Origin of the sequence: Nostoc sp. ATCC 53789, assembly GCF_009873495.1 — a bacterium.
GTDB classification, from domain to species: Bacteria; Cyanobacteriota; Cyanobacteriia; order Cyanobacteriales; family Nostocaceae; genus Nostoc; species Nostoc muscorum_A.
Map to the genome: position 1 here is coordinate 5,983,059 of NZ_CP046703.1, position 25,491 is coordinate 6,008,549.

The 25,491-nt window shown below is 40.9% G+C and carries 20 protein-coding genes; 9 read left to right on the top strand and 11 right to left on the bottom strand.

The window, feature by feature from the left end; all coding sequences use genetic code 11:
• Nucleotides 1-225: 225 nt before the first annotated feature.
• On the bottom strand, nucleotides 226-1,353 hold the full coding sequence (locus GJB62_RS24785) for an acyltransferase family protein (RefSeq protein WP_114082495.1): 1,128 nt from the start codon (nucleotides 1,351-1,353) through the stop codon (nucleotides 226-228).
• Nucleotides 1,354-1,471: 118 nt separating this feature from the next.
• On the opposite strand from GJB62_RS24785, the gene GJB62_RS24790 reads away from it, so the two are divergent.
• Nucleotides 1,472-1,930 (top strand): peroxiredoxin, encoded by a 459-nt coding sequence (locus GJB62_RS24790; protein ID WP_114082494.1) that lies wholly within the window; start codon nucleotides 1,472-1,474, stop codon nucleotides 1,928-1,930.
• A 145-nt stretch (nucleotides 1,931-2,075) separates the two neighbouring features.
• Here the strand turns inward: GJB62_RS24790 and raiA are convergent, their stop codons facing one another.
• Nucleotides 2,076-2,720: a ribosome-associated translation inhibitor RaiA gene (gene raiA / locus GJB62_RS24795; RefSeq protein WP_114082493.1), complete on the bottom strand. Its 645-nt coding sequence runs from the start codon at nucleotides 2,718-2,720 to the stop codon at nucleotides 2,076-2,078.
• 618 nt (nucleotides 2,721-3,338) lie between these two features.
• On the opposite strand from raiA, the gene lipB reads away from it, so the two are divergent.
• Entirely contained in the window at nucleotides 3,339-4,031 is a 693-nt protein-coding gene (lipB, locus tag GJB62_RS24800; protein WP_114082492.1) for a lipoyl(octanoyl) transferase LipB, read from the top strand.
• Between the two features lie 183 nt (nucleotides 4,032-4,214).
• Complete coding sequence (locus GJB62_RS24805; RefSeq protein WP_114082491.1) at nucleotides 4,215-4,415, top strand: hypothetical protein; 201 nt, start codon at nucleotides 4,215-4,217, stop codon at nucleotides 4,413-4,415.
• Nucleotides 4,416-4,479: 64 nt separating this feature from the next.
• Here GJB62_RS24805 and GJB62_RS24810 read toward each other — a convergent pair whose 3' ends face one another.
• The gene (locus GJB62_RS24810) at nucleotides 4,480-5,244 is read right to left on the bottom strand and encodes an amino acid ABC transporter ATP-binding protein (protein ID WP_114082490.1); all 765 of its coding nucleotides are present in this window, start codon (nucleotides 5,242-5,244) and stop codon (nucleotides 4,480-4,482) included.
• An 86-nt stretch (nucleotides 5,245-5,330) separates the two neighbouring features.
• Here GJB62_RS24810 and GJB62_RS24815 point away from each other — a divergent pair, with 86 nt between their 5' ends.
• The 5 genes from GJB62_RS24815 to GJB62_RS24835 all read left to right on the top strand — a co-directional run bounded on the left by GJB62_RS24815 (nucleotide 5,331) and on the right by GJB62_RS24835 (nucleotide 11,295).
• Nucleotides 5,331-6,836, top strand: coding sequence for an ABC transporter permease subunit (locus GJB62_RS24815; protein ID WP_114082489.1), 1,506 nt, complete (start codon nucleotides 5,331-5,333; stop codon nucleotides 6,834-6,836).
• A 600-nt stretch (nucleotides 6,837-7,436) separates the two neighbouring features.
• Entirely contained in the window at nucleotides 7,437-8,321 is an 885-nt protein-coding gene (locus GJB62_RS24820) for a lipid kinase (RefSeq protein ID WP_114082488.1), read from the top strand.
• Between the two features lie 79 nt (nucleotides 8,322-8,400).
• Nucleotides 8,401-9,006, top strand: a complete 606-nt coding sequence (locus GJB62_RS24825; protein ID WP_181852855.1) for an exopolysaccharide biosynthesis protein — start codon at nucleotides 8,401-8,403, stop codon at nucleotides 9,004-9,006.
• 777 nt (nucleotides 9,007-9,783) lie between these two features.
• Nucleotides 9,784-10,341, top strand: coding sequence for a hypothetical protein (locus tag GJB62_RS24830; RefSeq protein WP_114082486.1), 558 nt, complete (start codon nucleotides 9,784-9,786; stop codon nucleotides 10,339-10,341).
• A gap of 177 nt (nucleotides 10,342-10,518) precedes the next feature.
• Nucleotides 10,519-11,295, top strand: coding sequence for an SDR family oxidoreductase (locus GJB62_RS24835; protein WP_114082485.1), 777 nt, complete (start codon nucleotides 10,519-10,521; stop codon nucleotides 11,293-11,295).
• A 215-nt stretch (nucleotides 11,296-11,510) separates the two neighbouring features.
• Here the strand turns inward: GJB62_RS24835 and GJB62_RS24840 are convergent, their stop codons facing one another.
• From GJB62_RS24840 to GJB62_RS24870, 7 genes are all read right to left on the bottom strand, one after another.
• Nucleotides 11,511-12,290, bottom strand: coding sequence for a photosystem II S4 domain protein (locus tag GJB62_RS24840; RefSeq protein WP_114082484.1), 780 nt, complete (start codon nucleotides 12,288-12,290; stop codon nucleotides 11,511-11,513).
• A 266-nt stretch (nucleotides 12,291-12,556) separates the two neighbouring features.
• Nucleotides 12,557-13,063, bottom strand: a complete 507-nt coding sequence (locus tag GJB62_RS24845; protein WP_114082483.1) for a hypothetical protein — start codon at nucleotides 13,061-13,063, stop codon at nucleotides 12,557-12,559.
• A 377-nt stretch (nucleotides 13,064-13,440) separates the two neighbouring features.
• Nucleotides 13,441-13,818 (bottom strand): hypothetical protein, encoded by a 378-nt coding sequence (locus GJB62_RS24850; RefSeq protein WP_012409408.1) that lies wholly within the window; start codon nucleotides 13,816-13,818, stop codon nucleotides 13,441-13,443.
• A gap of 479 nt (nucleotides 13,819-14,297) precedes the next feature.
• Nucleotides 14,298-16,487 (bottom strand): TolC family protein, encoded by a 2,190-nt coding sequence (locus GJB62_RS24855; RefSeq protein ID WP_114082482.1) that lies wholly within the window; start codon nucleotides 16,485-16,487, stop codon nucleotides 14,298-14,300.
• Between the two features lie 103 nt (nucleotides 16,488-16,590).
• On the bottom strand, nucleotides 16,591-18,153 hold the full coding sequence (gene kaiC / locus GJB62_RS24860) for a circadian clock protein KaiC (protein WP_114082481.1): 1,563 nt from the start codon (nucleotides 18,151-18,153) through the stop codon (nucleotides 16,591-16,593).
• A gap of 261 nt (nucleotides 18,154-18,414) precedes the next feature.
• On the bottom strand, nucleotides 18,415-18,729 hold the full coding sequence (gene kaiB / locus GJB62_RS24865) for a circadian clock protein KaiB (protein ID WP_114082480.1): 315 nt from the start codon (nucleotides 18,727-18,729) through the stop codon (nucleotides 18,415-18,417).
• Nucleotides 18,730-18,837: 108 nt separating this feature from the next.
• Nucleotides 18,838-19,419, bottom strand: a complete 582-nt coding sequence (locus GJB62_RS24870; protein WP_114082479.1) for a KaiA family protein — start codon at nucleotides 19,417-19,419, stop codon at nucleotides 18,838-18,840.
• A 774-nt stretch (nucleotides 19,420-20,193) separates the two neighbouring features.
• Here GJB62_RS24870 and GJB62_RS24875 point away from each other — a divergent pair.
• Entirely contained in the window at nucleotides 20,194-23,442 is a 3,249-nt protein-coding gene (locus GJB62_RS24875; RefSeq protein WP_167756022.1) for an ATP-binding protein, read from the top strand.
• Nucleotides 23,443-23,521: 79 nt separating this feature from the next.
• Here GJB62_RS24875 and GJB62_RS24880 read toward each other — a convergent pair whose 3' ends face one another.
• Complete coding sequence (locus GJB62_RS24880) at nucleotides 23,522-25,474, bottom strand: glycosyltransferase family 39 protein (protein WP_181852854.1); 1,953 nt, start codon at nucleotides 25,472-25,474, stop codon at nucleotides 23,522-23,524.
• Nucleotides 25,475-25,491 lie beyond the last annotated feature (17 nt).

Below are 25,491 nucleotides of genomic sequence, written 5' to 3' on the forward strand. Positions count from 1 at the left end.
GGCTAGTAGAAAATATAATGCAAATAAAAAATTTGCATATTTGCGTTTAACAGTAAAACGCAGAGTTGATATTGTGTCCGCTCAAATAAGTGTTATTGCGATCGCTTTTTCTCAGTGTAGGGAAACAAGCCCAAAACAACCTTGCGATGGCGCAAGCGCCCACCGTAGGCGATCGCTAATTTTAGTCGCAATTAACTAGTGACGTGTGATTTACCAGATATAGTATTACACTTTGAGAAACCAACGTTGCCGATACATCAGAACACCAACACCCCACCACAACAACACGGTGACTAAGGCAAACAACAGGGAACCATTCAGAAGTCCCGCCCAAGATGCGAAAAAATTCTGGTAAATCCAATTGTAGGTACTGGGAGCATCTTTACCTGTACCGATAGTAGTTTTCACTAAGATTTTAATCAACAAAACAGATGGAACGAAAAGTGCGATCGCATTTAAGCCCATAATTTCAAAAGGTTTACTCCAGCGACGATTCAGCCGGACTTCGATGAGTTCATAACAAGCTGCTAGCAAAATTAACGCCCAACCGCTAGTAAAGACTACATAAGAACTTGTCCACAGCTTTTTATTAATGGGAAATGTCCAGCCCCACGTCCAACCGATAATTAAATAACCAACTCCAAATAATCCTAACCCGATGCTTGTGCGTGATTGTACAGGTTGGCTGCGTATCCATTGACCGGTGAAGTAGCCAGCGAGGACGCTTACTATCGCGGGAATAGTACTGAACAGTCCCTCTGGATCTCCCATAAATTTGAAACCATCTCCTTTATATAGATGTGCTTTGGGAATAATCATCCGGTCAATATAAGCGCCCAAATTACCTTCTCGTGTTAGAACTCCCGCGCCATAATCTGGCACTGGTAGATACATCATCGTTAGCCAGTAGCCAATGAGTATCACTGCTGCGAGTATCCATTGACCTTTGCGCGGAAGGTTGAGAACTATCAAGGAAGCCAGGAGATAGGTAATGCTGATGCGCTGCAATACTCCCATGATGCGGATGCTACTCAAATCAAAAGTCCAAACACCTTGATTCCAAAAGCCATTTAGTAGCAATCCCAAGGCAAACAGAATAGCGGCGCGGCGGAAGATGCGCCAGTAAATAGCTGAGGTTGGTTTGTTATCTTCGGTGTACTTTGACAGCGAGAAAGTCATCGCTACACCAACAATAAAGAGAAAGAAAGGGAATACCAAATCAGTTGGCGTGCAACCGTGCCAATCGGCGTGTGCTAAGGGAGGATATACATCATCTGCGACTCCCGCCATATTGACGAGAATCATAGCAGCGATCGTAATGCCGCGAAAAACATCCAGTGAAGTCAGGCGCATAAAGGGAATTTTTTCTTTGATGAGTATCTAAGCTACCCTGCCTGATGCAGCTAATCAAGCAAAATTTATATACTCGGATACAAGGTAAAATTTTGTTAAGTAATTACTACCACTTGTTATGCCAGTCAAAGTTGGAGATACTGCTCCTAATTTCACTCTACCTGCTCAAAACGGTTCAACAGTGAGCCTCCAAGATTTTCGTGGCACAAAAGCTGTTGTCCTATATTTTTATCCCAAGGATGACACACCCGGATGTACGGCTGAATCGTGCGCTTTCCGCGATCAATATGAAGTGTTTAAAAGTGTTGGTGCTGAAGTTGTCGGTGTGAGTGCTGACTCTAGCGAATCTCACCAAAAATTTGCTGCAAAATATAATCTACCTTTTACCCTCTTAACTGACAAAGGCGACCAAGTACGGAAGCTATATGGCGCAACAGCAGCCTTTGGCTTATTCCCTGGTCGCGTTACTTACGTCATTGACCAACAAGGAGTTGTGCAATACGTGTTTGATTCAATGTTGAACTTTAAAGGTCATGTTGAGGAAGCATTGAAAACTTTGCAACAGATTGCGAAATAGGGAAATGGTAAATGGGAATTGGGAAAAGGACTTGGGGACAAGGAGAATTGGGGACAAGGGGAAAGATTTGTTTCAAGTTCTCACCTCTTGTCCTCTTGTCCCCTTGTCCCCTTGTCCCCCTGCTCCATTCCCCATTCCCAATTCCCTATTTAGAATGCAACTTTTCCGGCATGACAATATTATTGTGGCTCGACTTGCCATTCTTGCCGTTAGTATGACCGTTACCATTGCGGGGATGAATCACACCATAACCGCCGTGGTTGCGTTCGTAAATTACATTAATCTCTCCAGTTTCAGAATTGCGGAACATATAAAAGTCGTGTCCCACTAGTTGCAGTTGTTCCAGGGCTTCTGCAAGGGTCATCGGTGGCATGGAAAAGTATTTGGTGCGGACGACTTCGTTAGGCAATTCGGGAGTGCGATCGCCAATTAAATCTGGGACTACCGACTCTGCAACAACTACTTCTGTTGGTTGGGGCTGAGTTTTCTGATCTTGACGGCGTTCTTTATATTTCCGCAATTGACGGGCAATTTTATCTGCAACTAAGTCAATGCTGGCATATAGATTTTCACTACTTTCCTCGGCACGGATAACGCTACCATTAGCGTAAATAGTTACTTCAGCTGCTTGTCTAGTATTAATTCGAGGATTACGGGCTACGCTAAGATGCACATCCACTTCATTTGTGATGCTCTGAAAGTGACTAGCTGCTTTTTCAATCTTTTGATGTACATATTCCCGAATCGCATCGGTGATTTCAATATTTTTGCTGTGGATGACAAGCTTCATGTAAACTCTCCCACTGAATATTTGATGTGTGAATTTGCTTTGTATGAAAAGAAATTGCGGTAAGGTCTATTACTCCCGCCAAAACAAATTGTGAACTGTTTCTATCTACTGCTAGTAAGCTATTTTTAAGCTTACTGCATCTAAGTTTTTGCTCATTATACCCTTAATTTTCCTCCTCATCTCTGCGCTGATATCCAATTGGATTTCTACATAGAACTATTTGGTGAGGAAATTTGAGCGATCGCTCTCGTAACTGTCTTCTCTATTAAAACAACGCTTACAGAACTGTTGATAGTTGCTCCTTCTGTGTCCGGTTGAGGTTTACTCTCTGTTGATCGACAACACGAGTATTTATAGAAGTTGATCTTGCTTTAATATGCAAACAAGATTATTAGAGTCATCAGCCAGTGCATCGTTCTTAATTGTCTTGGCATGATGCTTATTGCAGAGAATTCCTCCTAAAACCTATTGAGGTTGTATATTCAAACTAGCACTTTGTATTTTCTAATGCATGTTCCCTTGACTTTCCTTTAAGATCCTTTGCAAATCTTGACACTTTTGGACTGCAATCCTGTAAATCGCAATATATTTTATTCCTAATACCAGTTGATTTTTGGCATGATCCGTAGTAAAGAACCACACAACAATCATTGTTTGCTGTATAACCAAGGATTAATGCCTTACTTAGATGCTCATAGATGGCAGCGATCGCTCCTCAATCAACGCATCCATGACCCTAGTCTAGATGACGTGTTAATTTTGCTAGAACATCCACCTGTCTACACCTTGGGGCAAGGAAGCAACTCAGACTTTATCAAATTTGATATTGATCAAGGTGAATATGATGTGCATCGAGTTGAACGAGGCGGCGAAGTTACTTACCATTGTCCTGGTCAACTAGTGGGGTATCCAATTTTAAATCTGCAACGTTATCGTAAAGACCTGCATTGGTACTTACGCCAACTCGAAGAAGTCATAATTCGCGTATTGAGAGTTTATGGGTTGCAGGGAGAAAGAATTCCGGCTTTTACTGGTGTTTGGTTACAAGGGCGAAAAGTTGCGGCTATTGGGATTAAAGTCAGCCGTTGGATTACGATGCACGGCTTTGCATTAAATGTTTGTCCAGAGATGAAAGGCTTTGAGCGCATTGTACCCTGCGGTATTTCTGATAAACCTGTAGGCAGTTTAGCGGAGTGGATTCCAGGTATTACTTGCCAAGAAGTCCGTTTTTATGTATCACAGTGCTTTGCTGAAGTATTTGGAGTGGAATTAGTCGAATCACAGCCTCAAGACTTTTTCCGGTCTGAGTAAATTCAGTCTGTATTTATGTAATAAATACTATAGCAGCCCTATGGAAATTATGAGACACTAATGAGAGTAGCCTATCTCTAATAATATCAAAATAACTATTTAACTACGGTTGTCAAACCTAAAATCTGATTATTTACAAATTTCTATACTAAATTTTTACAGCTGTCAAGCACAACTTTGCGCGTGAATTACTCAAATAATTTCCAGGTATATACCCCATCGTTAACGTCTCTGAGAGAACGTGATTTGACAGCTTTGATAGAACTATTTGATAGAGACGATGGTGATGAAATTGAAGCCGACATCAGTGCTAGTTTGTTTTGGCTGATACCTGAGCCTTGTTGGGAAGACGATCCCTTTGATTTCTTGCGCGAGTATCTTTAATTAGTGCTGAGTTGGAAGTAATGAGTGGGAAGTAATGAGTGAGGAGTTTAAAGGAAGCCTTTAATTACGAATTACGAATTACTTGAAGGCGACTGAGGAAAATACGCAGGCGATCGCTTTGAGGATTGGTCAGTACTTCATAAGCTGAACCTTTTTCTGTCACAATGCCTTTGTCTAAAAATATCACTTGATGGGCTACTTCTTTTGCAAATTGCATTTCATGGGTGACAACCACCATTGTCATTCCCTCTGCTGCCAATTGTTGCATCACTTGCAAAACTTCGCCGACGAGTTCGGGATCTAGGGCGCTGGTGGGTTCGTCAAATAGCATGATTTGGGGATTCATACATAAGCTACGAGCGATCGCTACTCGTTGCTTTTGTCCGCCAGAAAGTTGTTCGGGATAAGCAGATGCTTTGTCGTGTAAGCCAACTTTCTCTAAATACAATCTCGCTAGTTGGGCGCTTTCCTTGGGTGTTTTACCCAGAACTTTACGCGGTGCAAGTGTCATATTTTCCAGGACGCTGAGATGAGGAAACAGGTTGAACTGTTGAAAAACCATACCTACCTGTGTCCGTAGTTGGCGCAGTTGATTATAGTTGACAGTGGGCCGAGATAAGTTGATCCCGTTGATTATTAAACGCCCGTTGTCAATGGTTTCTAAGCGATTAAAGCAGCGTAATAAGGTACTTTTACCACAGCCAGAGGAACCGATAACTGCAACAACTTCTCCCCGGTTGATTTCGCCTGTGATTCCTTTGAGGACTTTTAGGGAACCAAAGTTTTTTTCGATATTGTCAAAAATAATTGCGGGGATGGTATTGTTCATTACTTGTGTCAAGCTGCTCTAAAGTTGATTGTAAGGTTTTAAGGAACCGCAGAGGCACAGAGGGCGCAGAGGTAAGAGAAAATAATATGGCTAAGTTTGGTTTTGGGCATTGGCTGCGCTGGTGTGTGGTTGTTAGTTTTGGTTGTTTGTTATTAGCTAGCTGTGCTGTGAACTCTAGTGCGGGAAAAACTTTGCGGGTTGCTACAGAACCAGCATTCCCACCTTTTGAGTTTAAAAAACAAGGTGGTGAGTTACAGGGTTTTTCGATTGATTTGATGAATGCGATCGCAGTTGCAGCTAAATTTAAAGTCGATTTTCAAAGTATGCCTTTTGATGGTATGATACCGGCTTTGGCAGCCAAAACGGTAGATGCGGCGATTAGTTCGATCACGATTACAGAGGAGAGGGCGAAGACAATTTCTTTTTCCCGTCCTTATTTTAAAGCTGGGTTAGCGATCGCAATCCGTGCAGACGATCAAAATATTACTGGCTTTGACAGTCTCAAAAATAAAAAAATTGCAGTTCAAATTGGGACAACTGGAGCTGCAAAAGCTAAGAGTATTCCTGGAGTGCAACTTCGTAGTTTTGATTCAGCACCTGTAGCCCTACAAGAATTGGCCAATGGTAATGTGGATGCGGTAATCAATGATGCGCCAGTGACTTTATATGCTATTAATACGGGCAATCTTCAGGGAATAAAAATAGTACAGCAATTGCTGACGGAGGAGTTCTATGGCATTGCTACAGCTAAAAATTCGCCAAATTTGGCATTAATAAATGATGGTTTGGAGAGAGTGTTAAAAAATGGCACTTATTCTCAAATTTACCAAAAATGGTTTAAAATCAAACCGCCATTACTACCAGCTAAATCACCATTTGAAAACCAGAATAGTACTAGCTCACCTAAAATATTTACTTCAATTGCTGTAATTTTGCAGGCTTTTCCGACTTTATTGCAGGGAGCATTAGTAACGTTACAATTAACAATAATTTCTGTAGTTTTTGGTTTAATTGGAGGTTCCCTAATTGGTATTGTCCGACTTTCTCGGATTGCACCTGTGCGTTGGCTAGCGAGAGCCTATGTAGATTTTTTTCGGGGAACACCTTTATTGGTGCAAATTTTTATGATTTACTTTGGTTTACCAGCAATTTCGCAAGAACTTGGTTTTACATTTACTTTTGATCGCCTAACTGCTGGAATAATTGCCTTAAGTTTGAATAACGCCGCCTACACTGCCGAAGTTGTGCGTGCAGGGATTCAATCGATTGAAGTAGGACAAGCAGAAGCAGCACAATCATTAGGTTTGAGTTCTATACAAACGATGAGTTATGTCATTTTTCCCCAAGCTTTTCGCCGAATGATTCCACCTTTGGGTAATGACTTTATCAGTTTATTGAAGGATACTAGTTTAGTTTCTGTAATTGGGTTGGAAGAATTACTACGTAAAGGACAGTTAATTGTTGCTGACAACTATCGCGCCTTTGAGATTTATGCAGGTGTAGCGGTGGTTTATTTATGTTTAACGTTACTTTTTTCACAGGCATTTAGTCACTTAGAACTGTGGATGAATCCAGTTAAACGGCACAGGTGACTTTTTTATTCATTCGCTCGCCAGTCGTACAGAATCCTTCTAAATTCTGACTCCTGAATTCTATTTTGATAAAGTCTAGTTTAAACAATGTTTTAAAGGGATCTTTTGCTGTCATTCTGTTCTCGTAGCGTTACCGCTTAAAAACTAGAGCTTTTTCAACAGCCATCTGAAATATGTAGCTTTTGCCATATAAAGTTTGCAGCCAATACTGTAAAAGCTAATGGTTTCAACCTGGATAAAATTTATTTATACAATTTAATCTATAAGTATGTATCTATACAAATAATAAATATTGCATTGTTTGTAATTATTGTCTGGTTATTATAAAATTGTAAGAAATATCGTACTAACAATAAAAATACTCAAATACAGTCATTTAGTGAGTAACAATGATATCTACTGAGTATCAACACAGCAAGGACTAATAGAGATAAACTAGATAAAAGAGAAATTAAAAGTTGCTTACAATAACATAATAAGTATTGAAAAAATAAAATTTTGATGAATATCATAACAATTTAAACACTTTTTTAGAGCCAACTTAAAGCAGAATACATAGATGCGGATAATTGGACATATCAACTACAAAAGGTACTACCCATGAGTTCCCGCGCCCTGCTGTTAATAAATCGTCATGCCCGCCAAGGGCAAAAGAGTCTGTCGGAAGCGATTGAATATCTGAAAACACTCGGCTTTGATTTAATTGAGGAGTCTACAGAAGATCCAAAACATCTTGCTGAAGTTATATTTCGCTATCAGCATCAAGTTGATCTAGTAATCATTGGTGGAGGAGATGGCACTCTCAATGCAGCAGTAGATGCTTTAGTTGAGACTCAGTTGCCCTTGGGAATTTTACCTTTAGGAACTGCCAACGACCTAGCGAGGACTTTGGAAATACCGAATTCACTCAGCGAAGCTTGCCAAATTATTGCAAATGGAAATTTACGCCATATCGACTTGGGTTGGGTAAATGGCAAGCACTTTTTTAATGTTGCCAGTCTGGGATTGAGTGTAAAAATTACCCAGCGACTTACCAAAGAAGTCAAACGCCGTTGGGGAATATTTGCTTATGCCGCCACTGCATTGCAAGTCATTTTGGAAGCTAGACCTTTTACGGCGGAGATTGTAATCAATGGTGAATCAGTTCGCGTAAAAACAGTACAAATTGCTGTAGGTAACGGCCGTTATTACGGCGGTGGTATGGCAGTGGCTGACGATGCCACAATAGACGATCAAAGGCTAGACCTCTATAGCTTGGAAATTAAACACTGGTGGCAGATTATACTATTACTCCCTGATATGCGAGAAGGGCGACATATACATTGGCAGAGTGTACGTTCTCTTCAAGGTCAAGACATAAAAGTATATACTCGCAAACCGCGTCCTATCAATACAGATGGTGAAATTACTACTTACACACCGGCTCATTTTAGGGTTATACCTAAAGCTATAGCTGTTTTAGCACCCCCAGAAATTAGGAGTTAGGAGTTATTCTCCCTCATCTCCTCCACTTACTCTATTTCCCTCTGCTAAAAATGTGGGAAGTTGCATCAACTCACACCAAATGCATCTGAGATTTTCTCAAGATATAAAGTCCCTGTTACAACGCCTAGCGGAACAACCGCTTACTCTAGGTGATGTTCTGGCAGAAACCTCAGAACGAGGATTCAGCCTGGTAATTACATTATTAGTTTTGCCTTTTTTATTTCCTATGCCACCGGGATTAACTGGCCCTTTTGGTGGTGCTTGTTTACTATTGTCAGCGCAAATGGTTTTAGGGAGGCGATCGCCTTGGCTGCCGAAAAGAATCGCTAACTACAAGTTTCCTCGTCCCTTTGCTGAGTTACTTTTACAAAATTTGGGACATCTTACCAAAGTTTTACAGAAAATAGCCCGTCCCCGATTGGCAAAAATAGCCCATAATCATTTGATTTGGCGAATTAATGGGTTTTGTATCTCTTTATTAACAATATTTTTAATATTACCAATTCCGTTTACAAATCCTATCCCCACTATAGGTATTTTACTTTTGACTGTTGCCACCATCGAATCTGACGGTTTATTAATTTGCATCAGCTACGGCGTTACTGTCTTAATTACCTTGCTATTTGGATTTATTGGTTATGCAGTATGGTTAGCTCCCAGTTTACTGCCATCTATATTTAAATAATAAAAGCCCATAGCGTTAAGCTAAGGGCTGTAATTTATTAGGGTGCATCTACCACTTATTAATCCGCTTTATTGGTTTTCATATCCGGGTAAATTAGGTTTTTTAACAGATTTATTTTATCGACACATTAAAAACTATAAGTAACAAAAAAGCCCATAGCGTTAAGCTAAGGGCTGTAATTTATTAGGGTGCATCTACCATTTATTAATCCGCTTTATTAATTGCTATATCCGGGTAAATTAGGTTTTTTGACAGATTTATTTTATCGACACATTAAAAACTATAAGTAATAAAAAAGCCCATAGCGTTAAGCTAAGGGCTGTAATTTATTAAGGTGCATCTACCATTTATTAATCCGCTTTATTAATTGCTATATCCGGGTAAATTAGTTTTTTGAACAGATTTATTTTATTTTAAAATTCTAAATTTAATTAAAAAAAGCCCTCAACTAAAAGCGGAGGGCTATGATTTAATTAAGGTGCATCTACTATTTATATATCCGCCTTATTTCTTGCTGCATCAGGAAGAATTGAAAAAAAATGGATAACTGTGGAATTGATTTCGTTAGCTATAAAACTAGTACTAGTCTGAACGAGACTAACCTGCGGTTTTTGACTAGATAATCATTGACTAACTTCACATTAATTTTACAATTAGCCCCAATTTTACCTAAATACACAAAGTTTTTGTTAATATCTCTGATGCTATATCCGCAATAGTACGAATATAGTTTATTAGTTGGGTATATGACTATGAAAGTTAGACGCACCCAACTTCATGAAGCGATCGCCATTTCTATTAGCCCTTGCTAGCCTTTGTATTGTCGGGGGAAGCTTTTTTATGAGAACAGCTTTTAGCAGTACTAGCGAGCCTAAAATAATAACTGATACATCACGCTACAAAGAAATTCGTAATCAGCTATGGTCTGATAATGATCGAGTAAAACATTTTCCTAATCAGATTCCTACTGATGCTAAAGATGTTCGTATTGCTTACTCTCCAGAATTTTTGCAAGGAAATACTTTTTTTCAAATTAGGCTGAAACAGCCACCAAATAAGATAGAAAAATTACTGTCACAATACAGAAATAGTGCAAAGTACAAATATAGAGGTGGTAACACAAACGACCACATAAATCAACTTAACGGTGTACCAACAACTTTTTTCTATACGAGCGACTCTCCTATGGAATCTTTTCCACCTACTTATGAAATACTAGTATTGAATGCAGACGACAAAGGCAGACCTGGCTTCAAATGGAATCATGGAGATAGCTATGGTGTCGCTATTAATAGTTCCGCATCAGAAATAATCTATTGGTCTGAAAAATGGTAGCTAGCAATTCAAAATAAATTTGAATCGCTATGAGAAAAATCATTATTTGGGACATGACCCTTATTCATTACTAAGTGATGATTTTACCCTTTTGGGTATATCACTTTAGGTAGTTAAAACTTATAGCCAGCATAGGTAAGATTTATAAGCTGCTTAAAAACTATCTAAATATCTAGAATGCCAACTGCTTTAATTACTGGTGCATCTAGTGGGATTGGTAAAGCTTTTGCCCAGGAACTAGCTGCACGCAAGACAAATCTTGTACTCGTAGCTCGTTCCAAAGAGAAACTAAGTCAATTAGCTAAACAACTAGAAGAACAACACAAAATTCAAGTAGACGTTATAATCCAAGACCTCACGGAACCTAATGCAGCTGCTACTGTATTTGATGCCACTAAAGTAAAGGGATTAACTATTGACTTATTAATCAACAATGCTGGTTTTGGTTACTATGGCGACTTTGCCGAAGGGGATGGAGAAAGACAAATTAAAATTGTACAATTAAACGTTTTAGCATTGGTAGATTTAACCCATAAATTTTTACCCTTGATGCGGCAACGACGGTCTGGAAGTATTATTAACGTATCCTCTATTACGGCATTTCAACCGATACCATACCTTTCTGTTTATGCTGCCAGTAAAGCTTTTATTCTCAGTTTTAGTGAAGCACTATGGGCAGAAAATCGTCAATATGGTGTCCGTATTTTGGTTACTTGTCCAGGGCCAATAGAAACAAATTTTTTTGCGGAAGCTAATTTTCCTCCAGCGCTGGCAAGTACTACGGATAAAGTGTATTCTTCCGAAAAAGTTGTTTGGGAATGTTTAGATGCTTTGGAAAAAGGCTATCCAACTGTTATTAGTTCTGATACTAGCACTCAAATTAGAAGCAAATTATCTCGCCTCATACCGCGCAAACTTCTGCTGAATATATTAGCAAAACACTTTAAAGCTTAAGAGGTTGTTTTAAAAGTGGTTACTGAGGTATCCAAAACTTAAGATCCTCCTAAATCCTCCTTAAAAAGGAGGACTTTGAGAAGGTTATTGCACCCTTATTAAGGAGGGATAGGGAGGATCTGAATATAAGGGTAGACTTTTCAAAAATCCTCTTAGGAGTTAAGAATTGGGGGATAAAGAAACTGGTGAATTTAAAACTCTTAACTCCTCACTGATTACATATACCTTGTTAATTGAACTCGGTAACGGTCTTTTTTTGTAACTGCGATTTCCCCAACTTCTAAACGCCCTTTAGAGCGAATGGCAATTAAGTCACCTGATTTGACTTGAGAACTAGCTTGTGTAACTTCCTTCCAATTAACGCGGACATCACCAGCATCAATGAAGTCAACCATTTTGCTGCGGGACATACCAAAACCAGCAGATGCGATCGCATCTAACCGCAAAGAAGCCTCCACAGTAGTTAGTTCTTTTTTCTTTGGTTCCCGAACCCTTAATTCAGTTATCTCAATTCGCTGAGTCTTCACAGGAACCGATCGCACTTGCTTAAGACTCATTTCCAAAAATTCTACTAACTCTGGGGCGACAATAGCCTGGGCCCCTCGTTCTCCCAAGACAATAACGTCTCCTGTCTTTTCACGAACAATTCCTGTTCCCAACATTGCGCCTAAAAAGTCGCGGTGAGAGGCGGTATCAAACAAGAAGTTACCAGCAATTTCCACGGCGACAAGGCTGACTTGAGATTGATCTAGGGGAAGTTCTGAACGAGCGATCGCTATTCTTTGGCGTTCAGCTTGGGGATATCCGCCCCACGCAACTAATTCCACTTCTGTTAATCGGTTAAACACCCGTTGGATTTCCGCTAATTCTGGGGGAGATAGAAAATCTGTCAAAACCACTTCCCAAGTTTTGATAGCTTGTTCCGCTTGATCAATTACACGAGCTACACTATCTCGATTTTCAACACCCTTTAAAAGTTCTTCTCGTGGCAACATTCTTAAAATTTATGAGTTAGGAATTGAGAATTAAACTGCTATAACTGTCTTGATTCTAACTTTAATTCCCATTTCAGCAGGTTCCCATTTCTAGGAATTTGTTGCATTCCTAGTTTTTTCAAAATTCAAATCGAGGCAACACGATCGTCTAGAGAATGAGCGATAATTCTTTTAAGTTCTCGCCCAGTAAAGGCAAAATTGACCAGTACTTTTACCGCTTCAAAAGTAAATCCTGTGTGTTGTAATGCGTAAACCAGGATTTTTTGTCACACGCTACTTGTGTCAGCATAACCTTGGATATTTTCTGGATCAAACTGACGTAATATTCGGGTCGCTTGCCGAGTCAGAGTTTCAGAGCCTTGAACGGCAACCAAGTATTTACCCGCGTCTAAGCGGTTTCGATAAGGCAAGGCATCACCACCACCGATGAGTAAACCGACTCCGCCACCCACAACTACACCACCCATAGCACCACTAGCAGCACCCAGCAGTCCGCCAACGATGTGATTGCCAACTTCACCCGCCCAGGCAAAAGTATCTAAACCAGTGATGAGGCTGAATGTAAAACCTGCAAAAAAGCCAAATGGTATCAGCCAGGTTGCCATCAGTTGTGCTTGCTTTTTGGCTTGGTCTTTGGGGTCAATTAAGCCAAACTCGTCAGCCGTTTTATAGCCCTTCCCAAGGATAGTACTGTTTATGCCTTGTTCTTCTAAAGCTAAGTAAGCAGCTTCGGCTTGAATGCGGTCTGGTAATACGGCAACAAGGTAATTCATTGATTTTACAATTTGTCTAATATAAGTTTTGCCTTAATTAACAGCGTATCAGTCTTGGTCGAATCGATCTTACATTGGGTAAGAGTTTGGAGTTGGGAAAGGCTTTGATTCTTACTCCAATACTTTTCGGATAAACCCAATAGACCTATCTTTTGGTCTGAGGAAAGGTAAATTCAAACCCTTTGCCTTTCCCCTTTCCCCCAAAACCCAAAAAGTATTGATGCTTACTCCCCATCCATTGTAGAGAAGCGATTGGGGGTTAGGTCTGTATTAAACTCAACTGCAAATCGCGTAGGCGTAGCCCGCACTTCGACTGCGCTCAGTGACCACCGCAGGCATCGCGCAAGTTAAGCATTAGTTAAATATATGTGGGCTGCTCACTTGAGTGAATCTAGTGGCTCACAAAAATTGTTTACGCCTTGTTTGAGGACATATATCAAAACTGGCGTTGCCAAAATCTTGGGAAATGTCGGCATTGCTTTTAGATGTTCCATCATCTTTTGAGGTGAAGTATTAAGCAAATCTTCCCGGTATTCTTGTTCGCAAATAACCACACGCCATTTTCTAGCCAAGGCATCTAACCACTCAGAATTTGCTCTTTCTGGTTGTTGTCCTGCTCTAATAGCTAGCGTCATCGCCGCATCTTCTAAATCTCCATCACAGTCTTCAATCAAATCCAGCGCTTCCATATCGCTAGGATCGTCAGCCAATTGAGAGCGAAACTGTGCAATTTCTTGAGATGTTACTTTAGTCATGAGTCTTTGACAAGGCTAGCGAGCGAACATTCAGTTATGCTACATCATTTCACAAAATTGCTGTTATGCGTTTTCGCGGCACTTTCAAAATTCAAAATCCTTGTGAGAAAGTTCAGTCAAGAATTAGACTGTGCCATATTTAATTTTCATCTAGAGAGCGCTCATATTGCCCACCCCACAAAGACTAATATTTAATTAAGTTATGCAATTTAACGTGAGTTCGACAAGTCTATTTGACCTCTCCCCCAGCCCCTCTCCGACACGGAGAGGGGAGTAAAAAGCTGAATTTTTCGTTGCTCCTCTCTTTCCGTTTCGGAGAGGGAGAGGTTCGTCGAACTCACGCCAATTTAAATCACTTTCAGATGATCGGTGGGAATTTTAGGCGTGTAGAGAGTTAAAATTCCGGTCTTTTTGACTAAAAAGCCTCATCTTTCAATGAGGCTTTCAGAATTTTTAATTGAGAGGTTAAGTCAGCAGTATTAGCGTAGCGCTCTGAGGGTAACAGACCGTTGTAACTGAGCTAAAGCACGGTTGTAATCCAAAATTGCTGTGACTCGATTACCTTCAGCCCTTGTGAGGTCGTTTTCAGAGTTAATGACATCAGTTTGAGTCCCTACACCAGCTTGGAATCGCAAACGCGCTAAACGTAGAGCTTCTCTAGCTTGTTCTAAAGCGGTGTTAGAGGTTTGAACATTCTCCAAACTAGATTGCTGGGTAGAGTAGGCTTGTTCTACCTGAAAGCGAATTTGGTTGCGCTGTTCAGCAAATTGAGTTTCTGCGATCGCAATATTAACGCTAGACTGAGCTGCTCTTGCTCTTGCCGCTCCCCCATCATACAAATTGATGGTTGCTCTAACTCCCAATGAATAACCATCAGTAATGCTGACACTATCATCGAACTGATCTAGTAGGTTGTAACTGCCTACCAAACTAACTTGAGGCCCCAGTTCTGCAAGAGCCTGTCTACGCTGTTGTTCGTTGATATTGCGTTGTGCCAACTGCTGTTGCAATTCTGGACGATTTTGATAAGCCAGCACAATACTTTGTTCTAGCGTTGGGTTCCAAAGACCAGCTAATTGTACAGGGTCGGCGGCACTGATATTTATTCCCTGCGGCAAACTTATCCGAGTTGCTAATTGACGACGGGAAATTGCCTGCTGGGATCTAGCATTAGTCAAATCTTGTTGGGCATTTGCTAAATTCACCTGCGATCGCAACACATCGAACCGCGTACCAACCCCAGCTCGCTCTAAAGCTTCCGCATCACGCAAACTAGCCTCGGAGTTTTGCACAGCCGACTGAGCAATACGTACTTGTTCATCCGCCTGTTGCAGATTGTAGTAGTCAGTGGCAACATTCAAACGGATTGTCTCAGACTGAGTTTCTACAGCCAATTCATTGAAACGTACCTGTTCTTCAGCCGCTCTGATGCTAGCTTGCACTCTCCCAGAAGTGTAGATGTTATATGACAGCTGTGCTTGACCAGAAAAAGATGTACCAGCTTCATCTGGCGATGAGATACCCGTCTGTTGTTCTTGGAGTTTCGACGAGAGCTGACTACTGGCAGACTGACTACGAGTAATATCAGCGCTAATTCCTAGAGTTGGCAATAAAGCAGCTTGTGCCTCACGTAGAACCGCTCGATTCCGTTCTAGCTCCAAAATAGACACCTGTAAATCCCGATTGTTACGCCGTGCTAGCTCCAGAGCTTGTGCCAAAGTAATCGGCTGATTTCCCTGAAGTCTCACTTCCTCCGGTTTTGTAGGAAACTGCAAGGGATTTGAGCTAGGAATCAAGTTATCGGGAACTTGCACCGGCCCTGATGGCACAGGAGTTGTGGTTCTCGGCACAGTGGAAGGTTGTACTGAATCTCCTGGTGCAGGAGTTACGGTTCCTGGTACAGTGGGAACTTGTGTCGAATTTGCCGGAATTGAGGTATTATTCTGAGCAATGCGGCCAATAGCATTTTGTTGTAAACAGGTGTTTGAAGCCAGTAGCAAAGCTGCTGAGGAATTAGTCTTGCTTTTCCCTGATTCCTGTGGGCATCTTGTTGCTGACAACAGTTTTGCTGATTCTCCACCTGTAGCTGAAGTTTGTAAAAATGTTTGCAACTCAGTAACAGCATTTTTCTTTTTAACCACTGGCTGCTGTGCAGCAGACAGGGGTAAAATTTTTCTTTGGACAGAAGAAGGTTTTGAAGTGTAGTTGGGAACTACTATGCTCTCTGATTTCTGCCCAGAAATGCTTGAGTTACTCTGTTTTTGGTTATTTTGAGCAGAACGGCTAACATCTAGCTGTTGGGAAGAATTAGAGGTAGGTGTCAAACTGACAAATCTACCTTCATCTTTCTTAAGTACTTGTTTTATTGGCACAACAGTATTTCCAGCCGTAAATACTGGAATACTGTTATTACTTAAAGGCTTCATACTAAGTTTAGTAAAACCAAAACCAGGTAGTAGGGTTGGAACACTAACATTTGCACCATGCGGCAATTGCGTATTCATCATATCCACAACCGAGCTTTGACCATAAGTAGAAGTCAAAACACTAGGAGAAGAAGCCAGCTGTACCCCAGTTAGTTTTACAGTACCAGCCCAAGCAGGCTGAGTTGTTAAAACCGCTGCCGTGACACCAGGCAAGAAGCTATAGAATAATTGCTGTCCTTTCACCGCATCCCTCACACGAAAATCAATCTAGCGGCAGAAAACCTTTCTTCACCACAGAATATAGCACGATACTAAATTTAGGAAAGAATATACTACGATACTAAATTTAGGGTTCGGAACTCTGTTTGTCTTCAAAACGTCTAACAATGCGAGAAAGTTCCGCCTTTTCATCGATACTAACGCGAGTAGGAGCACCGCTGATAATCCGTTCGTAGTTTCTGAAAGAATCTTTAATATCGGGCCCGTCAGCAGTGATATTATACTCGCGAATGCCCTTATCATGCCAAGATCCGCGCATTTTAAATACGTTAATTGCCCGCGACATTTCTCCACGAATTTCTACGTACTGTAACATTAGAATTGTATCGGTAATCGTAGATATATGAGAGTCAGTAATCGAATGCGCTCCTAAAAATTGGTCAGTTGTGTTGGTAAAGAAACCAGTAATTTCTTCTTGTTTAGCATAACCCGTTACACCAATTACAAACTGCCTAAATGCATTATTGCTCACTCCTCTAGCTAATGCTGATAATGAATCAATGGCAATCCGAGCTGGTTTAAAGACAGCAATTTCTGATTTAATAATTTGTAAATGGTCTTCTAAACCAGTTGATTCAGGATAGGTACAAATTATTTTTAGTAAACCTTGCTCTTCTAATTCTTCAAAATCAATTCCCCAAGAAGAAGCATTACGAGATAGTTGGGCGCGTGATTCTTCGTAAGCAAATAATATTGCCTGTTCTCCATTCAGGCAGCCATCTTGAATAAACTTACTTACTAACAAGGTTTTACCAGTACCTGTGGCTCCTGTTGCCAAAATAATAGAATCTTTAAAGAAACCACCACCGCACATTTCATCTAAGGTTTTAACACCAGAAGATACCCTGATATTAGATGAACGCTGAGTTAAACGCATTGCTCCTAGTGGGAAAATGTTAACTCCTTCATTAGTAATTGTGAAGGGATACTCACCTTTCATGTGAGTTGTACCGCGCAATTTGAGAATTTCAACTGTGCGACGGCGGCGTTCTCCTTCTAAAACGTTGCGAACAATTACTACATTATCAGAAACAAATTCTTCCACTCCAAAAGAAGCAACGGGGCCATATTCTTCACTGCGTTCAGTGGTAATTACAGTGGTGACACTCAGTATTTTGAGACGTGCTACCAAGCGAAAAATCTCGCGTCGTACTACTCCCATCGCTTCATACTGCTGAAATACTGCTGTCATTGAGTCAATTGAAACTCGTTTAGCTTTGTATTTGCGAATGGCATATTGCAAGCGTTCAATAAGTGCAGAAAGATCAAAATTACCAACGATATCTTGACCTTCTGGATCGGGAGATGCATCAAGAATAAATAACTTGCCTTCTTCGATTAGGCGGGGTAAATTCCAACCAAAAACATGGGCGTTTTTAATAATATCGCTGGGTGATTCTTCAAAAGTAACAAATACACCTGCTTCATCGAAATAGGTAATACCGTTATACAGAAACTGAAGAGATAATAAAGTTTTACCTGTACCTGAAGTACCACTGACCAAGGTAGTTCTACCAATTGGTAAACCACCATGACTAATATCGTCAAACCCTTCAATCATCGTGCGAATTTTTTCTACACCCCCATTTTTTGGTGTCTTCTTGGGTTCTACTTGCTCGTTTTGACTCATTGCTTGATAATAAAAGGGTATTAAAAACTGTTGTTTTATTAGTAAAATTTGTACTCAATTTTTCCAGACTAATTATAAACTAAATGTTAAGCAAGTAGGGTGTGTTAGGTAACAATCTGACAAAAAAATAGCAAAAATAAATATTTTGCTGTAATGCTCTAGGATAAAGGGTAGTAAAGCTATCTGAACTAGAGCAATATAATGGCTACCCTACATAGTTAAAATTTACTTTATAAACGCGATCTTGTATCATTAATTATTTTACTCTTCAAAATCTGCTTCACTCAGTTCTTCATAAAGCAAATCTAGTCCAATCAATACTCTTTCTCGATCTGAGAGATCGCCAATAATTTTGCGAACGGGTGGAGGCAAAATTTTGGATAATGTTGGCGTTGCCAATATTTTATCTTCTTCTGCTAGTTGTGGGCTTTTTAATACATCGATCACTTTTAAAGCATAAACACCTTCAAACTCCTGTTCTAAAATATTTTTGAGAGTTTTCAATGCCCGAACTGAATTAGGGGTGTTCCCGGCTACGTAAAGCTTGAGAACGTAGGTTTTTTTGGCTTTAATCATATATTTACAGGCTAGTTACGATAGTAGAAAGACAAGATGTGTTCGCACGTTGGTAATAACTAACAGTGTTAGCTTGTTCTAAGTTAATTATTAATAAATAAACTTATTTTATTTAGGAATCGAACTCCTATAGACTTCACACAAGTGAGCCAATATATCTATCAACGTCAGGCGGTAATCAAGTAAGGTTTCATTACTTCTTCCTTCTAATTTTAGCTGGATAGAAAATTCTTCAATTACCTCCATGTGAATTTCGATGATTTGGGGCACAGGAATATTAGCATAAAATATAGTATTGATAAATTTATCAATTTTTTCTTTGAGTGTTTTGTCTGTGGTAAAATAATTTAAAAGTATTAGACTGTAATCTGATTTAAGCTGTCTTAATAATCTTTGCCTTTCGGCTGGATTCATCTCGTTAAAATGCTGTTGGCTTTTTTGCATCTGGCTGGCAAATACATAGACGTACTTGCTAGTGTATGCCTTACTTAGGTTTTGTTGCGGCCAATTTGGTAAATAGTTGATTGTTGCAGAGGTCGTTGCAGTAACAGGTAAATAGCAAAATTGGGCGATAATCCCATCAATAAATTTCCATACCCAAGCAATCCAATCTTTTTGCTTGACTAAGTAAACTAGATTATTTAAACATTTGTTAACATCAGGTCGCAGAATCAATATTGGTAATAACATTTACTCTTTAATCTATCTCCTTGATCGCCTTGACCAAGAAACGTGAGCTGATAAGTTTGGCTAACGCTTCTAGGGAAATACTTCTTGATGTGCAGTAAACTGGCGACTTTACCCCAAAATAATGCTCTGTGTTCACAAATACTGCAAGAAGGCAATTCTTGCTGGAGGGGGAAAGTAAGAAAGCTTATGCACTAAACTTAAACTTTTTAGTTTTTTCAACTGGATATTTATTTATGCCTGCTTGTGCTAGCAACTCAAAAGCTTAATTCAGCGACTAAGTGTTAAGACTTAGTAAATTTTTGATGATGAGGTATTTGTCGCCATAAACAGACACACTACCTAATTTATTGTTTGCGTATCTGTATTTATGTATATAAATAGATATATTTTTTAATTTTTCTCCTTGATAAGATACTTAAACGAACTTAAAGGATTGTCCGATTCTAAATCATTATAATTCCTCAAGGTTCTAAAGCGAATCTTTGGGGCCATAATTGTTGTAGCCGTCACTATCGATCGGGAGTTTAAATACCAGTAAGACGCTGGGGAGGCTAGTTGCTATAAATCAGAAACGTCGCCTCTTGGAAAAATGCACTCGTCCACAAGCAAGTGTCCGTGAGGGGAAATCCCGTTGTTTTATTTAATGGCGTTGAAATAACCAGAGTTGCTTATATGAGTCTTCTTAGAGGATATGGCTTCAGGCGAAAAGACCATCAACAGTTGGCAGATGGAGATGCCGGAGGTTCCCACAGGAAGAATGACCCCCAAAGCCCTATGTTAATGCTAGATTACCCGCTTTCTGACTTTCAGGCAACCGTAGCTAGCTGCCTCCAAACATCTTCTTTGGCAGTGGTGCTGGAGATTTTTGAGCAAGAGCAGTGCGATCGCTTGGTAGTAGTGAATCAGCAGCAATGCCCCGTTGGATTGCTGTATTCTGCCCGTTTAATCCAAAAATTATTAGCACATAGTGACAATAAAAATCTAAATTTACATCAACCACTCTCTACATGGGGTCAAGGTCTCATTGAGCCAATACAGACAATATCAGCTTCTGAGCGTGTAGAGCAATTAACCTTGCACTTGGGTTATCCACAAGCCGAAAAACACCAGAACTTAGATTGGGCGCTGATTGACTCTGATGGTCGATATTTGGGTCTGCTGGATAGTTCCCGCCTGTTGCGATCGCTGGCTAAGGAACGCATGGTTGGTTTACAAAGCTCAGGCATCCAGAGGTCGCGCCATGAGCATGATGCTGATGTACAGCCGCCAAATAAAGCAAAATCATTGGGGCACCAGCCACTGATACTGTTACTGGAAAGATTGCCTTGGCCTTTAATGTTGCAAACGTCTACTGGCGAAGTGTTAGCCCGAAATCCCGCCTGGTGGCAACAATTAGGAGCCTTAAAAGATCCAGAAGGAGTTAGGCGACAAGTGGAAGCAATACTTGTCCCTAAGCCCTCCGAAAAATCTGAATATGTCACCCAACGAGCAATCAAGGTTCATCCCAATGGCAGGGAGAATGAATATGGTGGTGAAGAGGAACTGACTCAGCAAGAAGCATCACCAGATGCTGTATACAGTCGCTGCTATTTGGATAGTCAAGTGGGTACTTGTACCTGTGTTGTGGAAGTGCAAAATGGTCAGGAGCGAATCTGGCAGTTTGCCAAAATTCCCTTAGATAGTCCTGAGTTTAAAGTCATGAGTGCTGAGTCAGAGGTTTTACTCAGCAATGATTTGTGGTTAGTTTTAGCTACTGATGTAACTGAACAGCAGCAGCTTTGCAAAGAGTTAGCTGCAAAAAATGCCGATTTAATTCAACTAAATCGGTTGAAGGACGAGTTTTTAGCTTGTATTAGTCATGAACTCAAAACTCCCCTAACTGCCGTTTTAGGATTATCGCGTTTGCTGGTGGATCAGCAGTTGGGAGAACTTAACGAGCGTCAAGCCCGTTATGCGGGACTAATCCATCAAAGTGGCCGCCACCTGATGAGTGTGGTTAATGACATTTTAGATTTGACCCGAATGGAAACGGGACAAATGGATTTGACGCTGACACCAGTAAAAATTAGTGCTGTGTGCGATCGCGCCCTATCGGAAGCCAAAGCCATCCACACTCAAACTACTAAAACAACATCCCAACCTCAAGAAAATGCCCGTTCATCTGCTCCCCAATTCTGCCTTTCCATTGAACTAGGCTTAGATGAAATGGTGGCAGATGAGTTGCGCTTGCGCCAGATGCTAGTACACCTACTTTCCAACGCCTTTAAATTCACTGAAATATCCGGCGAAATTGGGCTGCGGGTAAGTCGTTGGGAAGGATGGATTGCCTTTACAATTTGGGATACAGGTATTGGCATTCCAGAACACCAGCAACACCTAATTTTTCAAAAATTCCAACAACTAGAAAATCCCCTCACCCGCCAATTTGAAGGCACTGGTTTGGGGCTAGTATTAACTCGGGCCTTAGCTCGGCTCCACGGAGGAGATGTCAGCTTCTTGTCTCGTGAAGGCAAAGGTAGCCAGTTTACACTACTTCTGCCGCCCAGTCCCCCGAAAACAGGCTTTTCGGAGCCAGATATGGTAATCAGAGCAGACGAGAAGACACGACACCAACAGACACGGGAAAACACCGCAGCCACTCGTCAGCAGATCGTTACGCCTACACAGCATCATCCTGCGAGTTCCCAACGGTTGGTCTTAGTAGTCGAGGCAGTAGCCAGATATATTGAAGACTTGACCGAAAAACTCAAATCTTTAGGATATCGGGTAGTAATTGCGCGATCAGGGACAGAAGCAGTCGAAAAAGCTCGGCGCTTGCAACCAATAGCGATATTTTTGAATCCGTTGCTACCCTTGCTGTCAGGCTGGGATGTGTTGACTTTACTAAAATCTGACACCGCAACCCGTCATATATCTGTAATAGTTACCGCAACGGGGGCCGAAAAGGACAAAGCATTTGCTAACCGAGCCGATGGTTTCTTAAGTTTGCCAGTGGAGCATCAGGTATTGGCACCAGTTCTCGAAAAATTATGTGCTGCCCAAGTAGCTCCGCAGGTAGGGTTGGAAAATAGCGCCATTATCCCACCTAAAACCCCACTACGAATTCTCAGGTTGGTGAATCCCCAGTTGGAATCGGTCAATCCTCACCCTTCACTTCGAGAACATCGGGTGATTGAAGTAGATGATTTAGATCAAGCAGAACTTTTGGCACGGGTATGGCAATTTGATGTTATTTTGCTAGATGTCGAAAGTACCACCGCCCAAATTTATCTGCAACAACTAATCCAGCACCCACGTTTGGCGGCTCTACCATTGGTTACTTGCGATGTTGCAACTACCTTAGTGGCTTCTAAAGTACCAGGGTTATCTGTATATCCTTACTTAACACCATTTAGCAAAGACAACGGTAGTCGCATCGAAAAAACAGATGCCTTACTATCAGTACTACAAATTGCTTCTGGTATTTGCTGCCCTCCTAACATCTTGGTTGTGGATTTGACAATGCTGCGTGATTTTCCACAGGTAAGACGTAAGCCAGCTAAGGGTTATCGGACAGCAAAAAATTGCTCAATTAGTAGTGAAACTGCTGAAAGGGGGTCTGAGTGGTTCCAAGCTTTAATTCAGTATTTACAAACAGCAGGCTTCAAAGCGGCGATGAGTCCTTGTTGGGCAGAAGTATTACAACAAATTCGCCACCAAAGCGTTGATTTACTACTAATTTGTTTAGGAGAATCCGCTATCCACAAAGATGTGCTAAAAGCCCTGAAAACATTGGGAGATTCACCAGATAAATTACCACCAATTTTGGTACTAAATCAGCGATTAAATCGCCCAGACACCAGTTCTTCGGTTGGGGTAGCTTATAAGGAAATTGACAAGCAGAAGAAGAATAGCTTGGAATCGATAGAGACTGTGGTTGGTGCGATCGCTACCCAAATATTACCGCGATCAATATCAATGGAAGACCTATTAGACCAGATCAATCAAGCCTTAGCTGTCAATGGTTACAATGGCAAATGTTAATTGGGTCATTGGTCATTAGTCATTAGTCATTAGTCATTGGTTATTCGCAAAGGACAAAGGACAAATGACTAATGACAATTTAAGATATGTTTATTTTTTCATTTTTCTTTTTCTTAAAAGGAACCCGAACTAGGTTATAAGCACCTTTGGTAGATAAACTTTTGTAATCATCTGGCTGTAATTCCATTTGTAAAAACTTTTTCTGTTCAGCCAACAGCAACAGTGAAGGAGGTTGTAATCCCTTAGCAGCCTGGTTTTTAATATGCTCTATAGCCTCTTGAGGAAGTCCTAAATAATTTACATGAATGTGGCTGTAAAATACCACACTGGGCTTTTTGAAGCCAAGCATGATCAATTCTTCATTTGGTTGTTTTGCTTCTAGAATGACCGCAGATAATTCCCTTAAGGGTAATTGACGTTCTCGATCAATAAAAAACGAAGCAGGCGTTAAGACAAAAATTATAAACGCCACCAGCCCTAGTAAATTAATTCCAATAATGTAGTTCCATCGGCGGCTCAGTAAGAAACCAGCAACTAAAATTGCACAAATCAACCACATTACGCCAGCTATTACTGGTAAACCAGATTTTTGAATTAGTTCGTGAAAGTTACTGATAGCTGGGTCAGTACCTAATATATGGGTTATGTTAAACAGTGCTGTTGCTAGAACTGATAAAAACATTACATTCAACCAACCACTCACTCGGAGAAAAGTAGGGGAAAGGGGAGGAGTGGGGGAGGAAGAAACACGAGATGTTTGTCTGTCTTCTGTATCCTGGAAAAAGTCGCTCCATAAAAGCGTCACTAGGATCCCTGCTGCTGGCATTAAAGGCAAGACATAACTAGGCAGTTTGGTGACAGCAATGCAGAAAAAGCCAAAGATGCTAGCAAACCAAATCCAGGCGAATAAACCAAACTGCTGAAAACGTTCAAGGGATCGCCAGTGCGATCGCTGCCAAAACTTTAGTCTGATTATAGAAACTGGTAAATACACGGAGTATGGCGCAAAACCCAGCAACACTACTATAAAGTAAAAATACCAAGGTGCTGAGTGACCATTAACTACTTCTGTAAAGCGTTCCAGGTTGTGATAACCAAAAAAGGCATTAATATAATTCCAGCCATTGCGCCAAATTACTAAAGCATACCAGGGCACTGACAAACCTAGAATTATCAGTATACCCACGAAGAGGCGCATTTCCCGCAATACCTCTCTAAACCTTCCTACGTAAAGCAAAAATGCACCAACAATTAGCCCTGGTAAAACAATTCCCACTGGCCCTTTAGTCAAAATTGCGCCAGCAATTAGCACATAACAAGCCAAGTACCACTTATTAGGGAATAGGGCATGGGGCATTGGGGATTGTGCATTGGTTATTAATTCTGCTCCCCCTGCTTCCCCTGCTCCCCTGCTCCCCTGCTCCCTGCTCCCTGCTCCCTGCTCCCTACTCCCTCCCTTCGTTGCGTAACCTAGAAAGAAACATAACAAAGCTGATGCTATACATCCGGTGAGCAACATATCTGAGACACCCGTTCTTGCCCAAATAATAGTTTCGGGATTGAGTGCCATGAGCGCTGCTGCGATAAAAGATGTTAAGTAGCGGCGAGTAGGACGTGAAACTTGCTCTAATTCGTCTTGTTTAGCGAAATACCACTGTACGGTGTAAAAAGCTAAACAAATTAAGCCAAATGCTGCGATCGCAGAAGGAAGACGTACTGCCCACTCATTTACCCCAAGAATGTAATATGCGATCGCCTGACACCAGTAAATTAAAGCAGGTTTATCGAAACGAGTTTCACCATTGAAAAATGGGGTTATCCAATCACCTGTGACAAACATCTGGCGGGAAGCTTCGGCAAATAGTGGCTCTGTCTCATCAATCAAGCCAATATTGCCCAAATTCCACCCAAAAGCTATCCAGCCAACCACCATTAACCACAAAACCGACACCGTGGCACTAAGGGCTGGATTCTTTGCTATTTTGTTGAACCACTGATCAACAGTGTGCTTAACACTCAATTTCATGCTCATTAGTCAATAGTCAACAA

What these genes read in the sequence shown, in the direction of transcription:
- GJB62_RS24785 (WP_114082495.1), bottom strand. Translation starts at nt 1,353, where the DNA reads ATGCGCCTGACTTCACTGGATGTTTTTCGCGGCATTACGATCGCTGCT.
- GJB62_RS24790 (WP_114082494.1), top strand. Translation starts at nt 1,472, where the DNA reads ATGCCAGTCAAAGTTGGAGATACTGCTCCTAATTTCACTCTACCTGCT.
- raiA (WP_114082493.1), bottom strand. Translation starts at nt 2,720, where the DNA reads ATGAAGCTTGTCATCCACAGCAAAAATATTGAAATCACCGATGCGATT.
- lipB (WP_114082492.1), top strand. Translation starts at nt 3,339, where the DNA reads ATGATCCGTAGTAAAGAACCACACAACAATCATTGTTTGCTGTATAAC.
- GJB62_RS24810 (WP_114082490.1), bottom strand. Translation starts at nt 5,244, where the DNA reads ATGAACAATACCATCCCCGCAATTATTTTTGACAATATCGAAAAAAAC.
- GJB62_RS24815 (WP_114082489.1), top strand. Translation starts at nt 5,331, where the DNA reads ATGGCTAAGTTTGGTTTTGGGCATTGGCTGCGCTGGTGTGTGGTTGTT.
- GJB62_RS24820 (WP_114082488.1), top strand. Translation starts at nt 7,437, where the DNA reads ATGAGTTCCCGCGCCCTGCTGTTAATAAATCGTCATGCCCGCCAAGGG.
- GJB62_RS24825 (WP_181852855.1), top strand. Translation starts at nt 8,401, where the DNA reads ATGCATCTGAGATTTTCTCAAGATATAAAGTCCCTGTTACAACGCCTA.
- GJB62_RS24830 (WP_114082486.1), top strand. Translation starts at nt 9,784, where the DNA reads ATGAAGCGATCGCCATTTCTATTAGCCCTTGCTAGCCTTTGTATTGTC.
- GJB62_RS24835 (WP_114082485.1), top strand. Translation starts at nt 10,519, where the DNA reads ATGCCAACTGCTTTAATTACTGGTGCATCTAGTGGGATTGGTAAAGCT.
- GJB62_RS24840 (WP_114082484.1), bottom strand. Translation starts at nt 12,290, where the DNA reads ATGTTGCCACGAGAAGAACTTTTAAAGGGTGTTGAAAATCGAGATAGT.
- GJB62_RS24845 (WP_114082483.1), bottom strand. Translation starts at nt 13,063, where the DNA reads ATGAATTACCTTGTTGCCGTATTACCAGACCGCATTCAAGCCGAAGCT.
- GJB62_RS24850 (WP_012409408.1), bottom strand. Translation starts at nt 13,818, where the DNA reads ATGACTAAAGTAACATCTCAAGAAATTGCACAGTTTCGCTCTCAATTG.
- kaiC (WP_114082481.1), bottom strand. Translation starts at nt 18,153, where the DNA reads ATGAGTCAAAACGAGCAAGTAGAACCCAAGAAGACACCAAAAAATGGG.
- kaiB (WP_114082480.1), bottom strand. Translation starts at nt 18,729, where the DNA reads ATGATTAAAGCCAAAAAAACCTACGTTCTCAAGCTTTACGTAGCCGGG.
- GJB62_RS24870 (WP_114082479.1), bottom strand. Translation starts at nt 19,419, where the DNA reads ATGTTATTACCAATATTGATTCTGCGACCTGATGTTAACAAATGTTTA.
- GJB62_RS24875 (WP_167756022.1), top strand. Translation starts at nt 20,194, where the DNA reads ATGTTAATGCTAGATTACCCGCTTTCTGACTTTCAGGCAACCGTAGCT.
- GJB62_RS24880 (WP_181852854.1), bottom strand. Translation starts at nt 25,474, where the DNA reads ATGAGCATGAAATTGAGTGTTAAGCACACTGTTGATCAGTGGTTCAAC.